Genomic DNA, 22170 nt, shown 5'->3' with positions numbered 1-22170 from the left:
GTAGTTCACAGAAAACCCGAGAATTGCGGCGCGAAATCATGCAAAGCATGCTTTCTGTGCATCGCGAAGCGTGTAACTGTGAAGGTACTGAACAGTTACGTCTTTTTTACATTACCATATTAAAGGAGCTTATCCAACATGAAAAAGCATACAGACAGCGGATTTACCTTTGACATTCAGGGGGATCACGCTGTGGTCATGGAAATAGACGGGAATCCGCAGATCGTGGAAATTCCCGGTGAAATTGATGGAGTTCCGGTTACCGAGCTGGCGGAATATCTGTTTTCCGGCAAAAGCTGCCAGGTGATCCGCATTCCTTCCGGCGTATGGAAGATCGGCAGATACGGCTTTTACAATTGCCGGGAGCTGGAAGAACTGTGGTTTTCCAGTGATTTCACAGATCTTGGAAGCGGAGCCTTCACAGGCTGTCACAAGATCCGCAGGATGGAAGTGCAGATGAACAGCCAGGAATCCGGTCTGAAGGAGATTCTTTCCGAGATGGGAGAAGAACTGCAGGTGCACCTTTACGGGGAGGTGGAGGCCATGCTCTGGTTCCCGGAATATTACGAGGAGGGCGTGGAGAATACCCCCGCCAGGATTTTAATGACTGAGGTACACGGAAGCGGCCTTTATTACCGGAACTGTTTTCAGGGAAAAGTGTTCCACTTCCTGGAATACGACAAGCGCTTTGAGCTTGCCAGGGCCCAGGAATCTCCGGATTTTCTCCGGGAAATGGTGTACGGAAGGCTGTACTGGCCAGTAGGACTTACCGCCAAGGCCAAAGCCCAGTATGAACAGTATCTGCAGGAGCATATGGCACAGATCGCTTCAGCGTTTATCCGGCAGAAGCGGGGCAAAGAGCTGGAATGGCTTCTTCATACTTACCCTTTAACGCCGGACCAAAGAGAGCTGTTTGCCGGTCTTATGGATCAGGCAAATGCTTCCCACGCCTCAGAAATCCTCAGTATGCTGATGGAATACCAGAGAGTCCATTTTCCATCCAGAAGGAGAAGCTTTGACTTATGAGTGATTCAGGAACATTTAAGGTAAATCCCATTCACGATGCCCAGCAGCGGGCCCTTGCGGCAGAGGCCATTTGCCAGGATATCCTGACCGGAGCAAGGAACCAGCTGTATCTGAACATGCGGTTTCTGGACAGTGCGCTGGCGGCCCTTCCTTTTGTAGGGGAGATGGGCATACATCCTGTGGGAACGGATGGAAACGTGCTGTATTATCAGCCGGAAGAATTGATGGAGCTGTTCAAAAAAGGGACGGAGAAGGTGAACCGTGTTTATCTGCACAGCCTGCTGCACTGTATTTTTCTCCATGTGTTTCCAGAGCGGGACAGTGAGGGGAATCCGGCAGTGGATGTCCAGTACTGGAATCTTGCCTGCGACATTGCGGTGGAGAACATGATTGACGGCCTTTATCTGAAATGCGTCCATCAGCCAGCCTCCATGGTGAAGCGCCAGGCACTTTCCCTGATCTTAGAAGAGGGCAAAGTGCCTACCGCTCAGCGGATTTACAGACGGCTTCAGACCCTGCATCTGCCGGAGAACAAAATGCAGGAGCTGCGAAGGGAATTTTCCCAGGATGACCATAGTAAATGGTACGAGAACCATCCAAACAGCCCTCAGATGTCCCAGAGGAAAAAGAACTGGGATGACATCAGGAATCGCATGCAGACCGAGATGGAGACCTTTTCCAAAGAAGCTGGACAGGGCGGGGAGACCCTTGCGGACCAGCTTCGGGCGCAGAACCGGAACCGCTATGATTACAGGGAATTTCTGCGGAAGTTCTCTGTTTTGAAAGAAGAAATGAAAGTGGATATGGACACTTTCGATTATATATTTTACAATTATGGAATGAATCTGTATGGCAACATGCCCCTGATCGAGCCGTTGGAGACCAAGGAAGAACGGAAGGTGGAGGATTTCGTCATCGTCATCGACACTTCCATGTCCTGTAAGGGTGAACTGGTACAGAAGTTTCTGGAGGAGACCTACAGCGTGCTCAGTGAATCGGAGAGCTATTTCAGGCGGATCCATGTGCATATTCTCCAGTGCGATGAGAAGATCCAGTCCGATGTGGTCATTGAGAATGCCATGCAGTTAAAGGAATATATGTCCCATTTTACTGTGAAAGGGGGAGGGGGTACGGATTTTAGACCGGCCTTTGCCTATGTGGAGCAGCTGATGAGGGCGAAGAAATTTACAAAGCTTCGGGGACTGATCTATTTTACAGACGGCTATGGAATCTATCCTGCCAAAATGCCTCCTTACGAGACGGCTTTCGTTTTCATGAAGGAGGATTACCAGGACATTGATGTGCCGCCCTGGGCTATTAAACTGATTCTGGACAGTGAGGATCTGGAGAAGTAAGATGATCCAGACGTGGATGTGGATTTTGGCAATACGAGGAGAGAGATTATGAATATTAAGCGAGCGAAAGAAGAGATTCGAAATACAATAGAAGCTTACCTTCTGAAAAATGAGTACGGGGAGTACGAGATCCCGGTGATGGCACAGCGTCCCATTTTTCTCATCGGGGCACCTGGAATCGGCAAGACCCAGATCATGGAGCAGATTTCCAGGGAATGCAAGGTGGGCCTGGTATCCTACACCATCACCCATCACACCAGACAGAGCGCCATCGGCCTGCCCTTTATTTCCAAAAAGGAATTTGACGGCAGGGAAATGGCGGTTACAGAGTATACCATGAGTGAGATCGTGGCTTCCATTTATGAAAAAATCCAGGAATCCGGACTAAGGGAAGGAATCCTTTTTATTGATGAGATCAACTGCGTTTCCGAGACGCTGGCCCCTGCCATGCTGCAGTTTCTCCAGTGCAAAACCTTCGGAAGCCATAAGATCCCGGAGGGCTGGCTGATCGTGGCAGCAGGAAACCCGCCGGAATACAACAAATCCGTCCGGGAATTTGATGTGGTGACCATGGACCGTGTGAAAAAGATCCAGGTGGAGCCGGATTTTGATGCGTGGAGAGAGTATGCCTATACAGCTGGTGTGCACCCTGCCGTGATTTCCTATCTGAACACAAGGCCTGCCAATTTCTACAAGATGGAAAGTACTGTGGACGGCAAAAATTTCGCCACACCAAGAGGCTGGGAGGATCTTTCCAGGCTGATCCAGGTCTACGAGAAGCTGGATAAAACGGTGGATCGGGAGGTGGCTGGCCAGTACATCCAGCATCCTCAGATCGCCCGTGATTTTGCCAATTATCTGGAGCTGTTTTATAAGTACCGTACAGATTATCCGATCAATGAGGTATTAAATGGCCGCATCGACGATATTCTGGTGAAAAAGGCAGCTCACGCATCCTTTGACGAGAAGCTGAGCGTCACCGGACTTCTTCTTTCCGGGCTGAACAAGGGGTTTGGAATGGTCCGCGAGGAAGAAGATGTGCTTGCCGCTGTTTTTGATATTTTAAAGGAAAGCAAGGAGCCTCTTATGGAAGGCCAGAGGGAGCAGCCTGTGGTTTATCTTGAGGATGTGAAGAACCGTTATCAGGCAGAGTCCGCCGCCCGAAAGAAGGCAGGGCTTTTGTCCAGGGAAGACATTCATCACGACCAGCAGGTGCTGGACACTCTGGAGCGCTACGTGATGAACCTGAAAAAAGAAAATGTCCAGGACGGGGAAGCAGCCTTCGCTTTTCTTCGCCAGTGGTTTAATGAGTCTAAGGAAAAGTATGACGAAGATTTTGACCAGGCAGCCAGACAGCTGGAATATGCCTTTGATTTTATGGAAAGCGCTTTTGCAGGAGGACAGGAGCTGGTGGTGTTTATCACAGAGCTGAATACCAGCAGCCCGGCAGTTTCCTTCCTTCAGGAGTACTCCTGCGAGAGATATTACCGTTACAACAAGGAACTTTTGTTCCGGGAAAATACCAGAGACATTCTGGAGCGGATCCGGCAGCTGGGATAAGGAGGCCAAATGCGAAAAAGAAATCCCTGGAAGCTTATTTTTATCATTCTGTTTGCAGCGGCGGTTCTGGTGGGAATTTATGTGTATCAGCAGCAGTATGAGCCTGGAAGCCTGCTGGAAAATGCGGGAGAAAAGCTTTTTGAAAATGCTCCTGAGATTTTTTCGGGAGAGCCCAAAGAAGTGCGGGAGCTAAGAAAGCAGGAGATTGCCGGGACGGATGAACAGTCCGGCCGCCAGGAATATTATTTCGGGCTTTTGACAGAGGAGGAGCAGCGGGGATACCGGGAAATGCTTACCGGGATCCAGAACCGGGAGAAGGAATTTTACCTTACGGTCTATGAAGATGACACGGTAAACCGGGTCTATCATGCGGTTCTTATGGATCACCCGGAACTGTTCTGGGTCCATAACCGGAAGTCGGTTTACAAAACCACATTCTCAGACGGCAATTACTGTACCTTTTCCCCGGGATACAGCTACACAGAGGAAGAGATCGAAGAAATCCAAAAGGCGGCGGAAAATGCCTGTCAGGAGGTAAGTGCGCTGCTTCCAGAGGGGGCAGATGACTACGAAAAAGCCAAAACAGTGTATACCTATCTGATCAATACCGCAGAGTACCAGGAGTCTGAGGATGACCAGAGCATGGCAGGCATCTTCTGGAAAAAACAGGCGGTGTGTGCCGGGTACGCAGGCGCTGCCCAGTATCTTCTGGAATATTTGGGAGTTCCCTGCATCTATGTGGAGGGCAGCACGGCGGGAAGCACAGAGGGGCATGCCTGGAACATCATCTTGCTGGATGGGGATTACTATTATTTTGATGCCACCAACGGGGATCAGCCGGAATTTCTGGAAGGAGATGCGGTTCAGCTTGCAGAACACAAGACGATCCTGTATGATTATCTATGTCCCTTCCCAAAGGAATATGAGATGACTTACACGCCGTCCAGTGAATTTACTTTACCGGAATGTACGGCTACTGCTAAGAATTTCTATGTGCTGAACCAGGGGTACTTTGACACCTATGATTACCAGGAGATCCTGGCGTACTGTCAGATGCGGCTGAATAACGGGGCGGCGGTAGTGAGATTTAAGTTTTCCACTCAGGAAGCTTTTGATGCGGCCAAGGCAGAGTGGATCAACGGGGACTCCATTCAGGAAACTGCCAGATATTATATGACCCTATATGGAATGAATCAGGTGGAATATCACTATGGCATTCTGGAAAATATGAAAACTATTTATTATATGTTCTGATTACAGTGTTTTGAAAAAAATAGTATATAATGAGGATTGCGGAAGCTGCTTTGCAGTGGAGCAATTCGTGGATATCAAGTTAGGGGCAAAAGACCTTTTGCCCCTAACATCATAGAATCAATTGTGGGAGGAGGCGTTACTTATGACAGATATTCTGAAAAATGTTTTAAATATTGCCGCCAGAATCCATGACATGCAGGCAGCCGGGACGCTGGCAATGGCGTTCTTTGGAATCGTGCTTGTATTTGGTCTGGTCAACTGTATTCTGGGCTACCGGCTTCTTCGGTTCTGGATGATGATCTTTGGCTTTCTGATGGGCGCCGGGGCTGGCTTCTTCGGCGTATATGAGGCGGGAGCCAGCGACAAAACCATTTATGTGGTGGTTATGCTGATCGCAGGCGTAGTCCTTGCGGTAATATCCTTTGCCATCTTTAAGGCTGGTATTTTTATCATCGGTGCCGGAATTGGGCTGACAGTAACCATTTACCTGATCCATCCTACCACATCCTTTACCTTTTTCCTGTGCCTGCTGACCGGTGTGGGGCTTGGTTTTCTTGCCCTTCGCTATGAGCGGGAAGTGATCATTGTGGGAACCAGTATCCTCGGCGGAATTTTAAGCGGCTTTGCCACTGCCAAGCTGACAAATATGGAGGAAATTCCTTTTGGAATCATCTTTTCCATCGGCTTTGCCCTGGTGGGAATGCTGATTCAGTTTGCAATCAACAGGCTGAAATACGAGGATGAGGACGAGGGAGAAGCTGAGAATTCCAGAAGAACTTTCCAAAAGAGAAGACCTGCAGTATACGAAGAAGAACCGGACACCGATTTCCAGGAAGAGGACGAAGCACCAAGGAAAGTTCGCCAGTCAGGAAGAAAGCGCCGGGACACCTACGAGGAATATGACCAGGAGGATGATCTGGACTATGGAGTGAACGGTTTTGACCTGGAAAATGATGAGCTTCCGGAGGATGACCCGGATGCTATGGAAGAGATTCTGGATGAATATTCGGTGGATGAGGATGAGGTAATTGAAGAGTACTTAGAGGACTACTACGGCGAAAACAAAAAGAAAAAGAAGAAAAACAGCGCCAGTCCGTACCAGAGAAAAACAAGAAAATAAAAGGCGGTTTCGCGGCTTCTGATGCTGACGAAAATGCAGATAAAAAAGCAGCCAATTCTTTTAATATATAAGTTCTGTGTTCAGAACCTGAAAGAACTGGCTGCTTTCTTTATTATTTTGAGTTTCGTATATCAAGCAAGTGTGAACTGTCGCGGCTCCGCTGTGCTTTAGAACTCAATCTCCTTCAAATATCTGGACAGTGCGTCCTGCCAGGTTGGAAGAGGAGTGAATCCGTTTTCCACCAGCTTTTTCTTATCCAGGCGGCTGTTAAATGGGCGTGCAGCCTTGGAAATGCCGTACTCTGCAGTGGTTACCGGAAGAACTGTAACTTTGTCTTCTGCATACTCTGTATGTCCAAGCTCTACAGCCTGACGGAAGATTTCTTTTGTGAAATCATACCAGCTGATGTAACCGCCCTCGTTAGTTGCGTGATAATAGCCGTATTTGTCTGTCTGGATCATGTCCACCATGAGACGGGCGAGATCATAGGTATAAGTAGGGGTACCGATCTGGTCGTTGACAACCTTTAAGGTATCGTGAGTTTTTGCCACGTTTAACATGGTTTTGATAAAGTTTTTGCCGTTTTTGCCGAATACCCATGCAATACGGATGATGAAGAATTTATCAACATTGTGATAAACGGCAAGCTCGCCGTCCAGCTTGGTCTGACCGTAAACATTCAGAGGCTTGTATGCCTTGCAGTCCGGCTCCCACGGAGTGGTGCCCTGACCGTCAAACACATAGTCTGTGGAAAGATACATCATTTTGATGCCAAGCTTTTTGCAGACCTTTGCAATGTTCTCTGTGCCAAGAACGTTGACGCGGCGGACGATTTCCTGCTTGTCCTCATCCTCAGCTGCATCTACAGCTGTCCATGCCGCGCAGTGGACCACGCCGTCCACGCCAGCCTCTGTGATGGCTTTTTCTACAGCAGCTGCATCTGTAATATCCACGGAAACGTAAGGCATTCTGGTAACAGCAGATCCATCCTGGATTCCGCTGTACTGGGGGGCAAGGTCAGAGCCTACCCCTTCGTATCCGCGCTTATCAAGCTCGTTCATTACATCGTGGCCAAGCTGACCTGCCACACCTGTTACAAACAGTTTCATATCTGTCAGCCCTCCTTAGCGGTTGCCGTACATTTTTTCGTAGTAATTCTGATATTCGCCGGAAATAATGGTCTCCCACCACTCCTTGTTGTCCAGGTACCACTGGATGGTCTTTTTGATGCCGTCAGCGAATTTGGTCTCCGGCAGCCAGCCAAGCTCGTTGTGGATCTTGGTCGGGTCGATGGCGTAGCGCATGTCATGTCCTTTACGGTCTGTTACGTAAGTGATCAGGCTTTCCGGTTTGCCAAGCTCCTTGCAGATGATCTTGACAATGTCGATGTTTTTCATCTCGTTGTGTCCGCCTACGTTGTAAACCTCACCGACACGGCCCTTGTGGATGATCAGGTCGATGGCACGGCAGTGGTCCTCAACATACAGCCAGTCGCGGACATTCTCACCTTTTCCGTAAACTGGAAGAGGCTTGTCATTTAATGCGTTTGCGATCATAAGCGGAATCAGTTTTTCCGGGAAATGATATGGTCCGTAGTTGTTGGAGCAGCGGCTGATGGAAACCGGCAGGCCGTAGGTTCTGTGGTAAGCAAGTACCAGAAGGTCAGCGGATGCCTTGGAGGAGCTGTACGGGCTGCTTGTATGGATCGGGGTCTCCTCTGTGAAGAACAGGTCCGGTCTGTCAAGAGGCAGGTCGCCGTAAACCTCGTCAGTGGAAACCTGATGATAACGTTTGATGCCGTATTTGCGGCATGCGTCCATCAGCACTGCGGTACCGATAATGTTGGTGTTCAGGAAAACCTCCGGGTTTTCGATGGAACGGTCAACATGGCTTTCTGCTGCGAAGTTTACAACCATATCCGGATGCTCTTCCTCAAAAAGCTTGTAAACGGCCTCACGGTCTGTGATGCTCTCTTTTACAAAACGGAAATTGGGGTTGTCCATAACCGGAGCTAAAGTGGAAAGGTTGCCTGCATAGGTCAGGCAGTCCAGGCAGATGATGCGGTAGTCCGGGTATTTTTTTAACATGTGGAAAATAAAGTTGCTTCCGATGAATCCGGCGCCGCCGGTAACGATAATGTTCATTGTGAATTCTCCTTTTCGTGTCATTATAAAGTTAGAAGCAAAAGATATTTTGCCCCTAATTTGAGGTGCTTAGTGAAGTACATCCATGTACTTGCCGTCAAGAACGTCCTTTAAGTACTGGCCGTACTGGTTTTTCTTGAGAATATTGTAAACTTCCATAACCTCTTCTTTGGAAATCCATCCGTTTAAGTAAGCGATTTCCTCCAGGCATGCGATTTTACGATGCTGGTGAGTCTCTACGGTTTTTACAAAGTTGGTAGCATCTACAAGGCTCTCGTGTGTACCAGTATCCAGCCAGGTGAAGCCCTGACCAAGAAGTTCTACATTTAACTGGCCTTTTTCCAGGTAAATGCGGTTCAGGTCTGTGATCTCAAGCTCGCCTCTTGCGCTTGGCTTTAAGTTCTTTGCATATTCTACTACCTTGTTGTCGTAGAAGTAAAGTCCGGTTACGCAGTAGTTGCTCTTTGGATGAGCCGGTTTCTCTTCAATGGAAACGGCCTTGCCGTTCTGGTCGAATTCCACAATACCGAAACGCTCCGGATCGTCTACATAGTAGCCAAATACAGTAGCGCCTCTGCCTGTGCTTGCATTCTCAACCGCTGCTTTCAGACGTTTTTTCAGGCCGTGTCCTGCGAAAATATTGTCGCCAAGAACCATGGCAACAGAGTCATCCCCGATGAAATCTTCGCCGATGATAAATGCCTGCGCAAGTCCGTCCGGGCTTGGCTGTACCGCATAGGTAAGTTGAACGCCGAACTGGTGACCATCGCCAAGAAGCTCCTCAAAACGAGGGGTATCCTGCGGTGTGGAAATGATCAGGATGTCACGGATCCCTGCGTTCATGAGAACGGACATTGGATAGTAGATCATTGGTTTATCATAAATTGGAAGAAGCTGCTTGGAAGTAACCATGGTTAACGGGTAAAGTCTGGTACCGGATCCTCCGGCTAAAATAATTCCCTTCATAAAACATTCTCCTTTGCATGATTTCTACAGTCAGGACAAAATTTACGCAGATCCTGACCCTTGCTGTGTAACTACATTATAAAAGGTGACCTTACGTTACCTTCAAGGGCTTTTTTACAATTATTTCAAATTTGTTACTTTTTCACAAAGAAACACCCCTGCGTCTTTGGTAATGTGGAAGCCATGCTCGGTTTTTTTCTTCACATGGGCGCGAAAATCCTTGTAGCGGTCGGGCAGATACTGGTTCTGGTTGCCGTGGCAGGACAGAATATAGGAAATCAAAGGCTCCGCATCTGTGACGATCAGCTCATCCTCATAGGACTGCCAGGTGATTTTTCCGAAATACGGGGAAAGGATATCTGCGCCGTTTTCCCGGCCGAAGCGCTCGTACAAGCTGTCCGCGGAAAGGACAATGCGCTCGTCAAAGGACTGGACCAGCAGGCTGACTTCCCGCATGTGGCCGGAGCCGTAGGTGCTGCAAAGGAACCTTCCCCCTGGATTTAGGATTTTGCTGACGCCTTGGCACACTTTTCCCACATCCTCACAGTAGAAAAGCACATGGTTGGCGATCACCAGATCAAAGGTGCCAAGCTTGGATGGAATATTGTGGCAGTCAAATGCCTTGAAGGAAAAGCGGGGATCTTTTCCTCCGATGGCACGTCTGGCATCACGGAGCATGCCTTCTGAAATATCCGACAAAGTAATGTGCACATCTTTTGGAAGCCGGGAAAGATTCTGGGTCCAAAGGGCGCCGTCTCCACAGCCAAGCTCCAGAATGCGCATGCCCGGCTGAATCTGGCAACGGGTAAAGATCCAGGGAAACCAGCCTTCCTTATTTACGGAATAAAGGCTGTGCAGGTTGATCCGGGAGGAGATGTTGGATGCATTCTGATACTGGTTTTTCAGGCTTTTTTCCATGACGGTCAGGTGGATCAGGTCCAGCATGCGGCTCCAGTCCACGGTGTGTTCCTCGGAAATGGCCTGTGCCGTGTCCTTTAAGGTTTTTTCCACCAGCTGCATTTGCTCGATCCGGTCCTGGACCAGTTTCAGCTGGATATTTAAGGCATTCAGCATAAAATGGCTGTCCGGGTCTTCGATTGTCATTTCCTGGATATCCTCCAGGGAAAAGCCAAGGTACTTCAGAAGCAGGATCTGCTGCAGCCTTGCAAAATCCCCGTCTGTATAAAATCTTGCCCCTGCCTCTGTGACAAGGGATGGTTTGAGAATGTCGTGCTGGTCATAGTACCGGATGGTGCGAAGGGTCACCCCTGCCATCCGCGCGAACTGACCGGAAGAATAGTAGCCGTCTTTTTTCAAAGGATACCTCCCGGGCCGGGAAAGCTGCCCGACCCTTTTTCTATAGCAGTATTATAAGAAATATAAGTTCGATGCGCAAGGGGGAAGGATAGCTGCAGACAACCGTATGCAGTCTAATGCCGTCTTTTTCGCTGATTTTGCACGATTATGAGTGTTGTCGGCTTATGTTGTCACAATGAGTCGAACGTTTTTTCTTGAGCTTTTCCACCGAATATGCTACCCTTTATCCAAGGCCGCAAACGCGGGACCTTTTCCTGAAACTGGCAGTTCTGCCAGCTATTTTCCACAATAAAATGTAAAGAAGAGAAGAAAAACGGACAGGAGGTCAATATGAATCTATTCGATTTCACCTACTGCGGAAATTATAACCGTCAGATTCAGAACCTGGCCAGGATCGCCCCGGAAAAGTGGAGTTTCGGAGACTCCGGGGACAACGGGATCCTGAAAGGGTATCTGGAAAACACCTTTCGCAGACTGTATGAGGAGGGCAAGGTGACAGAGGAAAAAGAATACGCCCTTTTTCATACAGGACTCTTTAATCAGTATTATCAGCCTATTTATGCTTACTTTGTTCCCAATGTTGTGCCGGACAGACAGAAATGGTTTCTGGAAGGATTCTACACGGACTATTCGCTTTTGAAAATCAAAATAAAGGACCTGCCTCCGCGTGCCAGCTACGTGGAAAATCCTTCGGATCTGGTGTTCGACACCAAGCTGCCTGTGGTGCCCCAGTATGAGCATATTTTTGATGATGAGGAAAATGTGCAGCGCCTGCCTGCGGCTGTGCGGGAAAGCGGCATGCGGGTGCAGCTTTTTGACGGGGCGCTGCAGCAGACAAGGCGAATCTTGGAGTCGGACTACAAGGCGGCAATCCCTCAGTATTATAATCATTCCATCCAGCTCCTGATTCCCATCTGCCTGCAAAATCCCGGCGTCCCGGACCTTGCCCTTGCCTGTATGAAAACCCCGGACGGTACCAAATATCTTGGCAGGACATGCCTGACCCTTCGCATGGCGTACCACAACGCAAGGCTGCTGGCAAGACTGGATACAAGCTGGCTGCGGGCATGAGAAGTGATGCCGGCAGGCGACATGCCCGTTTTGTGAAAAAGTGTGAAAGAACTGTGATTTCTCATGTGAGACTGTTCAAAACTTTAAAATGGTGTTAGAATAGTAACATTAAGATCACAGAACACAGGAGAACAAATGAGAATCGAATTAAAGGATGAGAATCAGGAAGAACCAAAGCAGATCGATGAGAATGATATCCACAACAAACACGAATCTGATCTGACGAAAAAGGAGAAGCGCCAGTTAGAAAAAGAGAAGCTGGCAGGCATGGGCCTTGGCGCCAAGCTTGGCTATATCTGGGCTTATTATAAGCCGCAGATGGCAGCCATCGTAAGCGTGATCGTACTTATTTTTGCGGCGAAGGATATTTATGACAATGCCCAGATTGAAACTGCCCTTACGATGATGGTCATTGATTCCTATGGCATGAAACAGGCCGGTGCAGAGGAAGCGGTTGAAAATATTCTGGGAATCCAGGATGACCCTTACCAGATCGTTGCAGTAGATGAGAGCCTTCGCACAGAAGGAGACGGGGCAGCCCTGGAATCCTACAGCCAGATGTCCTTTACCACCAAGGTGGCGGCAAGGGCCATAGATGTGCTGGTAGGTTCCGAGATCTATATCGACAGCTTTGAGAACAAGGAAGAGTATTTCGCCAATTTAAGAGATCTTCTTCCGGAAGATGTTTTCGAGAAGTTAGGTGACCCGGAAGATCCCTACAGCATTTCCATTACCTCCCAGGAACTGGCATCTGAGCTTGAGGTAGCATACGAACCAATCAAGATCAGCATCCTGGTAAACTCCGAACACACAGAAAACGCAGTAACCTGGATCAGCGCACTGGCTGAGATGGCGGATTGAGGAAAGGAATATGTGCGGCATCGTCAGGAAGGAAAGTTAACGGTTTTGCATCCATGGCGAGTTTGGATGCAGCAGAAACTATAATCTAAGTTGTATAGAAGGCAGAGAATGTTCCATGAAAGCACATTCCCTGCCTTATTACATTCAGAAAGAAAAGCAGTGCTTTTTACAGCTTTTTCTGATAGTATTTTTCAATAAAAGCCAGGATGCCGTAGAGAAGCATGGCAATGATGCAAAGGATCACAATGGACATGAGAACCCAGGTAAGCTTGAAGCAGTGACTGCACATTCTGACAGGAAAAAAAGTGCAGAAACGCTCTGGCAGCAGGAGAAACTATGTGGCAGTTTGGAAGGAAAAACATAAAACAATTTAAAAAATCAGAGGAAGCGTTCGGCAATCCTCTTATGGGATATGCGCCCGGTGCGTGGAACCTGGAAATCAGCCAGGATATTTCCCTTCTCTATATGGACATTACCTGGGCAAAGCTTGAGCCAGAGGAAGGCGTTTTTGATTGGGAAACCATCGAGAGGGAAAACCAGCTGGCAAGATGGCGAAGCGAGGGCAGGCATCTGGTGCTGCGCTTTGTCTGTGATCTTCCAGGGGACAAGCCTCATATGGACATTCCCAAGTGGCTGTACGAAAAGACCGGGGGAGACGGAACCTGGTATGAGGGTGCTTACGGAAAAGGCTTTGCCCCGGACTATAACAATGAACTTCTGATTCGGTATCACAGCCTTGCGGTACAGGCGATGGGAGAGCATCTGGGCAAAGACGGACTCATTGCCTTTGTTGAGCTTGGAAGCCTGGGACACTGGGGTGAGTGGCATGTGAACTATGGACAGGGCATCAGACGGATGCCAAAGGAGTCGGTGAGAAACCAGTATGTAACGCCCTGGCTGGAAGCTTTTCCAGAAGCATTTTTCCTTATGAGAAGGCCCTTTGCCATTGCAGAAGCGTGCAGTATGGGCCTGTACAATGACGTTGCCGGGAAAAAAGAGGATACCGAGGAGTGGCTTCAGTGGATCCGGGAGGGCGGCACCTACAGCCAGACCATGGAGGAAAACGCTCTGTGTGCTATGCTGGATTTCTGGAAAAAGGCACCTTCCGGAGGGGAACTGACCAGTGCCCTGTCTATGGAAAAAATGCTGCAGATAGATCTTGAGGAGACAATGGAGCTGATTCGTTCGTCCCACACTACATTTCTGGGACCGAATATTGCAGATAAGACTTATAAAGAGGGTTACGACCAGCTTCTGGGAAACATGGGATACCGGCTCTGGATTTCGAAAGCCAGATGGAAAAGAAACCTTCTGGAACTGACCTGGGAAAATGACGGGGTGGCTCCTTTTTATGGAGACTGGAAGGTGTATCTGTATCTGGAAAATCCAGAAGGCAAAATTGTGGAGAATCCACAGGCAGACATTACGCTGTCACAGATTTTGCCCGGAGAACAGGTGAAGACAGCCATCTTGTTCGCCACAGAAAAGGTGACAAATCTTCTGAGGGAAGGTTACCGCCTGTCTGTAGGAATCGAAGATCCTATGACTGACAGACCCCAGGTACGACTGGCAATGAATTGCAAATATAAGAATGGAAAGAACATTTTGTGGGACGGACTAAAGTAGAAGGAGACACATAGAATATGGGAGAAAAAACAGTAAAATACGAGTATGAATACGGTCTTTGCAAGCGGATGCATTACCGGGGACTGTGGTGTGTGCGCTACGAGGGAGAACCAGGACATTTTGAGAAGGCTGGCATGGCCTGTTCCTGCGCGGTGGACGGATGCGATAAAGACTGTGCAGTTCTGGAAAGTGCGGATGCAGTCATCGACCCGGAGTGGGAATGGCACATGATCGATACGCCGCCAAGCAAATAATTTGCCTGGAGACGACAGTCCATATATGTTGCAACTGAGCCGGCGGCAGTAGTTGATGCAAATATGGGAGTGCTATTTGGTTAAGCGGCCTGCATATAATGACAAAAAGCGAATTAGGGAACAGGAGACGGATTCCCTGAATCTGCTGTCAGCCAGAGGAGAAATGTGCTATGCTTCCGTGTGAAAACAGAAGTGAAGGAAATGGGAAAAATGTTTGTGATGAAGAAAGGTCTGCCGTTTTTTCCAAGAGGAAAATTCTGGAATATCTTGCGGACATTTTAGAGGACGAGAATTTGATATCTCCTCTTGAGAAAATAGCCCTGAAAGAAAAAATAAATAAATACGAAGGCACTTTTTTATGATCCGCGCCGTAATCTACTGCAGATGCAGCACGGAGGAAGAGTGCCAGAGGGACGCCTTGGTAAGACAGGCGGCGGAGGCAAGAGAATGCGTCCGCCGCCTGAACTGGTTTCTGGCAGACGAATACATTGAAAGCAGATCCGGCACCAGCGTTCGGGGACGGGAACAGTACCAGCGGCTTTTTGAGGATCTTCTTGGAAAACGGTTTGACGTGGTGGTGATCAAATCCCAGGACCGTCTCATGCGCAACACAAAAGACTGGTACATTTTTATCGACCGGCTGGTATCCTGCAGGAAAAAGCTGTATCTGTACCTGGAACAGCGGTTTTACACGGCAGATGACAGTCTGATCACAGGGATCAAGGCCATTCTGGCAGAGGAGTACAGCCGGGAGCTAAGCCGCAAAATAAACAATGCCCATAAGCACCGCCAGCAGACGGGGAATGCCCTGATGCTCACTTCCAACACTTACGGCTACCGGAAACTGCCAGATAAAAGTTTCGAAATCATCGAAGAGGAAGCGCAGGTGAAACGCCAGATGTATGAGCTGTGTGCCGCGGGCTACGGCAGCAGGACCATCGCCCGGCTCCTCCGGGAAAAAGGAATTCGAAAACGAAACGGAACCTGTTTTTCCGACTCCGACATCCGCCGGATGATCCGCAATCCCATCAATAAAGGGACAGTGGTGATGAACCGCAGGCACTTTGATTTCGACACCAAACAGATGGTGAAAAATCCAAATGAGGACCAATATGTCTACGAAAACCGGATTCCCGCCATTGTTTCCAAGGAGTTGTGGGAGAGAGCAAATCGGGAAATCGATAAACGGGCAGGAAAAAAAACAGTAGGCATTAACCCTGGAAAACATATATTAAGCGGCAAGTTGGTCTGCGGTCTGTGCGGCGCTCCTTTTTACCGCACTACCAGAAAGCGAAAGCATGACCAAATCTGTCAGTGGAAATGCCGTACCTACCTGGAACAAGGCAGAACCAAACCCGGAAAAGAAGGCGGCTGTGATAATATTCATCTGGAAGAAAACGGTCTGTTTTCTTTTCTGGCGAATTCTATTTTTACTAACAGCAGTTGCTGTGAAGCAGAAGAGTTACTGGCAAAAATCTTTCTAAAGCTTCTAAAAGAATGCCTGCAGGAAACCCGGCAAAAAGAACAGGCACACTCCCAGCAATACCATCAAAAGCTCCGCCAGCAGCAGTCCCTTCTCCTGGAAAAATATTTAGAAGGTCTCATTGACGAATCCCTTTACAAAGAAAAACAGCTTGACCTGCAAAGTAAAATACAGGAACAAAACATACGGAATATTCCAAAGGAAAACTCTCACAGATCTTTCCCCACGCCGGAAGAACGCTTGGAAACGATCCGTCAGTTTCTCCTGCAAAATCAGTGCATTTCAAAAGCCTGTGTTTTTGGCATGCTGGAAACTGTAGAAAAAATCACGGTATTCCCGGAAAGGCTGGAAGTTCTCCAAAAAGGAAAACTGGGACAGACAATATTCTTGTGTGAGCTTTGCAGAATATGCTATACTACAGATTAAGCGCCAGACGGCGTACTATTTTTCCGAAGATAGGAAACAAAAAGTCGGATCAACAAGAAAGGATATAAAACAATGAACATAAGAAAATCCACTTCCCAGGATCTGCCCCAGATTCTGAATTTATATAAAATCGCCAGAGAATTTATGAAAAACAACGGAAACCCCAACCAGTGGGAGGACCGCTACCCGGAGGTCTCTACGGTAGAAAATGATGTAAAACAGGGGATTTCCTACGTGTGCGAGGAAAAAGGCAAAATCGTGGGCACCTTCGTATTTTTTATGGGAGAGGATCCAACTTACCGCGTGATTGAAAACGGTGCATGGCACAGCAGCCAGAAGCCCTACGGCGTAATCCACAGAGTAGCATCTGATGGAGAGACCAAAGGCGTCACCCGTGCCGCCTTTACTTTTGGAATGGAAAGAAGCGGCTATCTGCGCATCGACACCCACAGGGACAACAAGCCTATGCAGGGGGCTTTGAAGAAATTTGGCTTTCAGGAATGCGGAATCATTCACCTGGAAAGAGGAGATGAAAGAATCGCGTTTGACTGCCTGGAAGGGTAAAAAAAGAACACCCTGTTTTTGAAAAAAATATTTTCTTTTTTGAAGGAAAATTGGAAAACGATTCGTTATAAGAAGTGGAAAGAAAAGAGAACACAGCTGTAACTGGAAATAACAGCTTGAAAGATGAAATGTGTAAAATAGAATACGAAAAAGCTTCAGAATGCATACCTGCTGGAATGTCTGACTGCCATATATGATCAGGTACCCAAGTCCCTGTCTGGCGCCGATGAATTCCCCGATGATCACGCCCACCAGGCAAAGGCCGATGTTCACCTTCATATTTGCAAGGATCAGAGGGATGCAGGAAGGAAGAACGATTTTCAGAAGCTCCTCCTTTTTGCCCCCGCCGAGAGTGCGGATCAGCTTCCGCTTTTCCGGGTTCACTTCCCCGAAGCCTGTGTACAGGTTCAGGATGCAGCCGAAGATGGCCACGGACATTCCGGCCACAATGATGGTGCGCTGTCTGGCACCCAGCCATACAATGAGAAGAGGCGCCAGGGCGGACTTTGGCAGGCTGTTCAGGACCACCAGGTACGGCTCCAGCACCTTTGCAAGACGGGGACAGCTCCACAGTAAAACGGAGATTCCAAGCCCTGCCAGAACTACAAAGGCGAAGCTAAGAAGGGTTTCCTTTAAGGTAGCGCCAATGTGGACAAAAAGAGACTGGTCCTGTGCCATTTTCACAAAGGTCTGGAAGATCATGGAGGGGCTGCTGAAAATAAAGGAATCGATCCAGCCAAGCCGTGAGAAGATCTCCCACTGTGCCAGGAAAATAAGAAAGACCAGAAGCCTTGCACCAACAACAAGACAACGGTCCCTTTTCTGCCGCGCAAGATATGCTTTTTGTGCGTGGGAGGGCTCATGCATTCTGATTCAGCTCCTTCCAGATTAAGGTGAAATAGGATTTGAAAGCAGGCGCATTTCTTGATGCAAGAGGCGTGCGCTCTTCCATATCCAGATCTATGGGAACGATTTTTACCACAGAGGCAGGACGCCGGGAAAGGATCAGTACCCGGTCTGCCATGCTGATGGCTTCGGAAATATCATGAGTAACCAGAATTGCCGGCTTCTTTTGCTTTTTTAGGATTTTTCCAATGTCATCACTTACATTCAGCCGTGTCTGGTAGTCAAGTGCCGAGAAGGGCTCATCAAGGAGCAGAAGATCCGGCTTTAACGCCAGGGTACGGATCAGTGCCGCACGCTGACGCATGCCGCCGGAGAGCTGGCTTGGACGGCTGTTCCGGAACTTATCCAGTTCATAAAGCTTCAGCAGTTCATCTACATAGGAGAGCTTTTCCTTTGTAAGCTCCCCCCGTATTTCCAGTCCAAGGAGAACATTGCGATAGACGCTGCGCCACTCTAAGAGATGGTCTTTTTGCAGCATATAGCCAATGCGGGAGCTGCCGCCTGTGAGAGGCTTTCCATCCATAAGAATGGTTCCCTGCTCCGCGCGGAGCAGTCCGCAGATCAGATTCAGCAAAGTGGATTTGCCGCACCCGGAGGGCCCTACAATTGCCAGGAACTCCTGGGGCATCAGATCAAAGGATATATGAGAAAGGGCAGCGGTCTCCCCGGAAAGACTATGGTAAGAAAGGCTGACATCCTTTACTTCCAGAAGCGGATTCATATCGAAACCTCCATTTTTCTATAATTTATGATATGCTTTTGGTGGTGGGTATGATATAATGAAGTAATATATTCGGGCATAGCACGAATATATTACGCTACGCAAACGCAGCGAAGCGGAGTTCGCGGTTCCCGTGAAGCGAAATAATTTGATTTCAGGAAAGAAAAATATTATGAGTAAGAAGCAAACGGTTTTTAACCTTTTATTTCTGGTTGTGGTTTTCGGACTTACCATGTATCTGGTATTTCGCGGTAAGGATATCGGGGACATTATCAGTACAGCCAGGGAAGCAGATGCAAGATATCTGCTTCTTAGCATTGTGTGCGTGGTGCTTTTTATACTGGGAGAATCGGTGATCATCTTTTATATGATGAGAACCCTTGGCACCAGTGTGAAAATGGGACACTGTGCACTGTATTCCTTTGTAGGATTTTTCTTCAGCTGCATCACACCGTCTGCCTCCGGCGGACAGCCTATGCAGATTTTTTATATGAAGAAGGATAAGCTGCCCATTCCGGTTACCACCCTGGTGCTGATGATCGTCACCATCACCTACAAGGCGGTGCTGGTTGTGATCGGCCTTGTGATCTGCCTGTTTGGCGGAGGATTTCTTCGTGGTTATCTGGGAGATTACATGTGGGTGTTCTACCTTGGGGTAGGCCTGAATGTATTTTGCGTCACTTTTATGATGATACTGGTGTTTGCTCCCGGGCTTGCCAAATGGATCATGGTAACGGGGCTGAAGCTTATCGAGCACATCCGGATTCTGAAGCCAAGGAAGAGCAGACTTGAGAAGCTGGAGGCTTCCATGGATCAGTACCACGAGACTGCAGCATTCTGGGCCAGCCACAAAAGAGTGATCCTGAATGTGTTTCTGATCACCTTTGTCCAGAGATGCATTTTGTTTACTGTGACCTACTGGGTATACCGTGCCCTGGGACTTCATTCTTATGGAATCCTGACGATTACCATTTTGCAAGCCGTGATCTCTGTGTCTGTGGATATGCTTCCTCTGCCGGGAGGCATGGGAATCAGCGAGACCTTGTATATGGTGATGTTTGTTCCCGTATTTGGAAGCCTGATGCTGCCGTCCATGCTGCTGAGCCGCGGAATTTCCTATTACGGGCAGATGTTGATCAGTGCAGTGATGACCTGCGTGGCCCACATGACCATAGGAAGACAGAAATAGAAAATAAGGATATGATTTGCTGCTATGAAGGAAGAAGAACGTTTGAAGAAGGAGAAACAGGATATGCTTGGATTTTATGATTATACGGTGGTGCTTACTTACATAAGCCTGGTAATTTCAGTATTTGGCATGACAAGGGCACTGGCCGGGGATTTTAAGGTTGCAATTTTGTGTCTGGCACTGTCCGGACTTTGTGATATGTTTGACGGGAAGATCGCGCGGACCAAGAAGGACCGTACAGAGGATGAGAAGAAATTCGGAATTCAGATCGACTCCCTGTGCGATGTGGTATGTTTTGGCGTATTTCCGGCATTGATCTGCTACTGTCTGGGAATGGACCGCATTCCTGGAATCATCATTTTGTGTCTGTACTGTGTGGCATCCGTGATTCGTCTTGGCTACTTTAATGTAATGGAAGAGAAGCGCCAGAATGAGACTTCTGAGCTGCGTCAGTATTACCAGGGACTGCCTATCACCTCTATGGCGATTATCCTTCCCTTTATTTATCTTCTGCGGAAGGGCTGCGGAGCGAACTTCCTTCTGGTGATCCATGTGGCAGTGGTTGTGGTCGGCGTACTTTTTATCAGTGACATTAAAGTGAAGAAGCCTCAGAATCCTATGGTGATCCTCCTGGTTGCCCTGGTGGCACTTGCGCTGTCCATGATGTTCCATTTGCTGTAAGATTTTCAGCATCAGGATCAGAAACTATCTGATTTCAGAGAAGTTTGGGAGGTACCTATGAAGTATATAGACAGAAAAGGCAACATTACCATAGAAGAGAATGAGCAGGACAAATTCCTCCGCCACCTTTACAACGACTGGGGCGGTCGGCTTTGTCTTCGGATCCTGGTGCAGCCCTTTGTGACAAAGCTGGGCGGCTGGTTTTTAAATACCAGGTTTTCTGCCGGAATGGTGCCGGGATTTGTACAGCGAAACGGCATTGATCTGTCTGTGTGCACCAGAGACAGCTTCCGCTCTTATAATGATTTTTTCACCAGACGGCTGAAAGATGGCCAGCGTCCGATTGCAGAGGACGAAAGCGTGTTGGTTAGTCCCTGCGACGGCAAGGTGACAGTCAGCCGGATCGGAAGTGATTCCCGGTTTTTTATTAAAGATACTCCCTACACTCTGGAACGGCTTCTGGGAAATAAGAAGCTGACAGAGCGGTATCTTGGTGGCTATGCCCTGATCCTTCGCCTGACTGTAGACGATTATCATCATTACTGTTATCCGGCAGACGGAATGAAATCACAGGCAGTGGAGATTCCTGGGGTTTTCCACACAGTGAACCCGGCTGCCAATGAGGTGTATCCCATTTACCATGAGAACACCCGGGAGTACTGCCTATTAAAGACGGGGCAGTTCGGCACGCTTGTGCTGATGGAAGTGGGAGCTATGATGGTAGGAAAGATCACCAACCTGCATCCGGAAGCCTGCCAGGTAAAAAAAGGCGAAGAAAAAGGTTATTTTGAATTCGGCGGTTCCACTATTGTGCTGCTGATTCAGCATGGAAAGGTAAGACTGGATGCGGATCTTGTGGAGAATTCAGAGAACGGTTACGAAACAATTGTAAGAATGGGTGAGAGAATTGGCAAATGTAAATTACCAAAAAGAGCTTGAAAAATTAATTGAAGGGCAGCAGAAGGCGGGAAGAGTCCCCAGACTTTTCCTTCACGCCTGCTGCGCACCCTGCAGCAGTTACGTCCTGGAATATCTTTCCAGGTTTTTTTCTGTTACAGTATTTTTTTATAATCCCAATATTTCTCCAAAAGAGGAATACGAAAAAAGAGTATCAGAGATTCAACGCCTGATTAGTGAGATGGAATTTGTTCATCCGGTAGCATTTGTAGAGGGAGAATATAAGCCAGAAGATTTTTATGAAATGGCAAGGGGACTTGAGGATGTACCGGAAGGCGGGGAGCGGTGCTTTAGATGTTACCGCCTTCGCATGGAGGAGGCTGCCAGACTGGCAGAACAGGGAGGCTACGATTATTTTACAACTACGCTTTCTATCAGTCCTTTGAAAAATGCCGGAAAAATAAATGAGATTGGACAGGAGCTGTCCCAAATTTACAAGGTGGAACATCTGCCTTCTGATTTTAAAAAGAAAAACGGCTATAAACGTTCTATTGAGCTTTCCCATGAATACGGATTGTACAGGCAGAATTACTGCGGCTGTGTATTTTCCAAACGGGAGAGCATGGAAAAGCAGCGACAAAGGGAAGAAGAGGAAAAATGCGAATGTGGCTCTAAAATGCAGTAAAGTAGAAGAAACCTGGAAATTCTCTTTGCAATTTAGATAAAGTGTGTTAAACTAGCACTTGAAT

General features: G+C 48.1%; 23 protein-coding genes and 1 pseudogene. 18 read left to right on the top strand and 6 right to left on the bottom strand.

Annotated elements, in window-relative coordinates:
• Positions 1 to 138: 138 nt before the first annotated feature.
• The 5 genes from DWZ38_RS13330 to DWZ38_RS13310 all read left to right on the top strand — a co-directional run bounded on the left by DWZ38_RS13330 (position 139) and on the right by DWZ38_RS13310 (position 6315).
• Positions 139 to 1026 (top strand): leucine-rich repeat protein, encoded by an 888-nt coding sequence (locus DWZ38_RS13330; RefSeq protein ID WP_117853406.1) that lies wholly within the window; start codon positions 139 to 141, stop codon positions 1024 to 1026.
• Positions 1023 to 2381, top strand: a complete 1359-nt coding sequence (locus DWZ38_RS13325; RefSeq protein ID WP_117853404.1) for a VWA-like domain-containing protein — start codon at positions 1023 to 1025, stop codon at positions 2379 to 2381. Before DWZ38_RS13330 ends, DWZ38_RS13325 begins: the two co-directional genes overlap by 4 nt.
• A gap of 48 nt (positions 2382 to 2429) precedes the next feature.
• Positions 2430 to 3941, top strand: coding sequence for an AAA family ATPase (locus tag DWZ38_RS13320; RefSeq protein WP_117853401.1), 1512 nt, complete (start codon positions 2430 to 2432; stop codon positions 3939 to 3941).
• Between the two features lie 9 nt (positions 3942 to 3950).
• Positions 3951 to 5195 carry a transglutaminase domain-containing protein gene (locus DWZ38_RS13315; RefSeq protein ID WP_117853399.1) on the top strand — a complete coding sequence of 415 codons (1245 nt, stop codon included), beginning with the start codon at positions 3951 to 3953 and terminating at the stop codon, positions 5193 to 5195.
• Positions 5196 to 5337: 142 nt separating this feature from the next.
• Entirely contained in the window at positions 5338 to 6315 is a 978-nt protein-coding gene (locus DWZ38_RS13310) for a DUF4203 domain-containing protein (RefSeq protein WP_021926779.1), read from the top strand.
• Positions 6316 to 6482: 167 nt separating this feature from the next.
• Here DWZ38_RS13310 and rfbD read toward each other — a convergent pair whose 3' ends face one another.
• From rfbD to DWZ38_RS13290, 4 genes are all read right to left on the bottom strand, one after another.
• Positions 6483 to 7424, bottom strand: coding sequence for a dTDP-4-dehydrorhamnose reductase (gene rfbD / locus DWZ38_RS13305; RefSeq protein ID WP_117853397.1), 942 nt, complete (start codon positions 7422 to 7424; stop codon positions 6483 to 6485).
• A 15-nt stretch (positions 7425 to 7439) separates the two neighbouring features.
• A complete protein-coding gene (gene rfbB, locus DWZ38_RS13300) occupies positions 7440 to 8459 on the bottom strand; it encodes a dTDP-glucose 4,6-dehydratase (RefSeq protein WP_021926781.1) in 1020 nt (339 codons plus the stop codon).
• Positions 8460 to 8528: 69 nt separating this feature from the next.
• Complete coding sequence (rfbA, locus tag DWZ38_RS13295) at positions 8529 to 9425, bottom strand: glucose-1-phosphate thymidylyltransferase RfbA (RefSeq protein ID WP_021926782.1); 897 nt, start codon at positions 9423 to 9425, stop codon at positions 8529 to 8531.
• 120 nt (positions 9426 to 9545) lie between these two features.
• Positions 9546 to 10742 (bottom strand): methyltransferase domain-containing protein, encoded by a 1197-nt coding sequence (locus tag DWZ38_RS13290; protein ID WP_021926783.1) that lies wholly within the window; start codon positions 10740 to 10742, stop codon positions 9546 to 9548.
• A 330-nt stretch (positions 10743 to 11072) separates the two neighbouring features.
• Here DWZ38_RS13290 and DWZ38_RS13285 point away from each other — a divergent pair, with 330 nt between their 5' ends.
• The 9 genes from DWZ38_RS13285 to DWZ38_RS23135 all read left to right on the top strand — a co-directional run bounded on the left by DWZ38_RS13285 (position 11073) and on the right by DWZ38_RS23135 (position 17224).
• Positions 11073 to 11813: a DUF3825 domain-containing protein gene (locus tag DWZ38_RS13285; RefSeq protein WP_021926784.1), complete on the top strand. Its 741-nt coding sequence runs from the start codon at positions 11073 to 11075 to the stop codon at positions 11811 to 11813.
• 135 nt (positions 11814 to 11948) lie between these two features.
• Positions 11949 to 12674, top strand: coding sequence for a hypothetical protein (locus DWZ38_RS13280; RefSeq protein WP_117853395.1), 726 nt, complete (start codon positions 11949 to 11951; stop codon positions 12672 to 12674).
• A gap of 115 nt (positions 12675 to 12789) precedes the next feature.
• The gene (locus DWZ38_RS23565; RefSeq protein ID WP_178105336.1) at positions 12790 to 13038 is read left to right on the top strand and encodes a hypothetical protein; all 249 of its coding nucleotides are present in this window, start codon (positions 12790 to 12792) and stop codon (positions 13036 to 13038) included.
• Positions 13011 to 14300 carry a DUF4832 domain-containing protein gene (locus DWZ38_RS13270; RefSeq protein ID WP_117853393.1) on the top strand — a complete coding sequence of 430 codons (1290 nt, stop codon included), beginning with the start codon at positions 13011 to 13013 and terminating at the stop codon, positions 14298 to 14300. The genes DWZ38_RS23565 and DWZ38_RS13270 overlap by 28 nt, the downstream gene beginning before the upstream one ends.
• A 17-nt stretch (positions 14301 to 14317) precedes the next feature.
• Positions 14318 to 14554 (top strand): hypothetical protein, encoded by a 237-nt coding sequence (locus DWZ38_RS13265; protein WP_021926787.1) that lies wholly within the window; start codon positions 14318 to 14320, stop codon positions 14552 to 14554.
• Positions 14555 to 14724: 170 nt separating this feature from the next.
• Positions 14725 to 14916, top strand: coding sequence for a hypothetical protein (locus DWZ38_RS13260; RefSeq protein WP_021926788.1), 192 nt, complete (start codon positions 14725 to 14727; stop codon positions 14914 to 14916).
• Positions 14913 to 16463, top strand: a complete 1551-nt coding sequence (locus DWZ38_RS13255) for a recombinase family protein (RefSeq protein WP_021926789.1) — start codon at positions 14913 to 14915, stop codon at positions 16461 to 16463. The genes DWZ38_RS13260 and DWZ38_RS13255 overlap by 4 nt, the downstream gene beginning before the upstream one ends.
• Before the next feature lie 72 nt (positions 16464 to 16535).
• Positions 16536 to 17027: an N-acetyltransferase gene (locus DWZ38_RS13250; protein ID WP_117853536.1), complete on the top strand. Its 492-nt coding sequence runs from the start codon at positions 16536 to 16538 to the stop codon at positions 17025 to 17027.
• Between the two features lie 74 nt (positions 17028 to 17101).
• The gene (locus DWZ38_RS23135) at positions 17102 to 17224 is read left to right on the top strand and encodes a hypothetical protein (protein ID WP_278309154.1); all 123 of its coding nucleotides are present in this window, start codon (positions 17102 to 17104) and stop codon (positions 17222 to 17224) included.
• Positions 17225 to 17258: 34 nt separating this feature from the next.
• Here the strand turns inward: DWZ38_RS23135 and DWZ38_RS23560 are convergent.
• Both DWZ38_RS23560 and DWZ38_RS13240 read right to left on the bottom strand, forming a co-directional pair.
• A pseudogene (locus DWZ38_RS23560) lies at positions 17259 to 17705 on the bottom strand (ABC transporter permease subunit); the annotation flags it as partial.
• 181 nt (positions 17706 to 17886) lie between these two features.
• The gene (locus DWZ38_RS13240; RefSeq protein ID WP_021926791.1) at positions 17887 to 18654 is read right to left on the bottom strand and encodes an ABC transporter ATP-binding protein; all 768 of its coding nucleotides are present in this window, start codon (positions 18652 to 18654) and stop codon (positions 17887 to 17889) included.
• 172 nt (positions 18655 to 18826) lie between these two features.
• Between DWZ38_RS13240 and DWZ38_RS13235 the strand changes: the two genes are divergently transcribed.
• Genes DWZ38_RS13235 through DWZ38_RS13220 form a run of 4 tightly spaced genes read left to right on the top strand, consistent with a single transcriptional unit; the run spans position 18827 to position 22106 of the window.
• Entirely contained in the window at positions 18827 to 19843 is a 1017-nt protein-coding gene (locus DWZ38_RS13235) for a lysylphosphatidylglycerol synthase transmembrane domain-containing protein (protein WP_021926792.1), read from the top strand.
• Positions 19844 to 19867: 24 nt separating this feature from the next.
• Complete coding sequence (locus tag DWZ38_RS13230) at positions 19868 to 20524, top strand: CDP-alcohol phosphatidyltransferase family protein (protein WP_021926793.1); 657 nt, start codon at positions 19868 to 19870, stop codon at positions 20522 to 20524.
• 57 nt (positions 20525 to 20581) lie between these two features.
• Entirely contained in the window at positions 20582 to 21463 is an 882-nt protein-coding gene (gene asd / locus DWZ38_RS13225; protein ID WP_021926794.1) for an archaetidylserine decarboxylase, read from the top strand.
• Positions 21432 to 22106: an epoxyqueuosine reductase QueH gene (locus DWZ38_RS13220; RefSeq protein WP_117853390.1), complete on the top strand. Its 675-nt coding sequence runs from the start codon at positions 21432 to 21434 to the stop codon at positions 22104 to 22106. The genes asd and DWZ38_RS13220 overlap by 32 nt, the downstream gene beginning before the upstream one ends.
• The last annotated feature ends 64 nt before the right edge of the window (positions 22107 to 22170 follow it).

Source organism: Ruminococcus sp. AF31-8BH (assembly GCF_003460605.1).
GTDB lineage: Bacteria > Bacillota > Clostridia > Lachnospirales > Lachnospiraceae > Blautia_A > Blautia_A acetigignens.
Note: the sequence above shows the minus strand (reverse complement) of the source record. Positions and strands in the feature narration are given on the sequence as shown.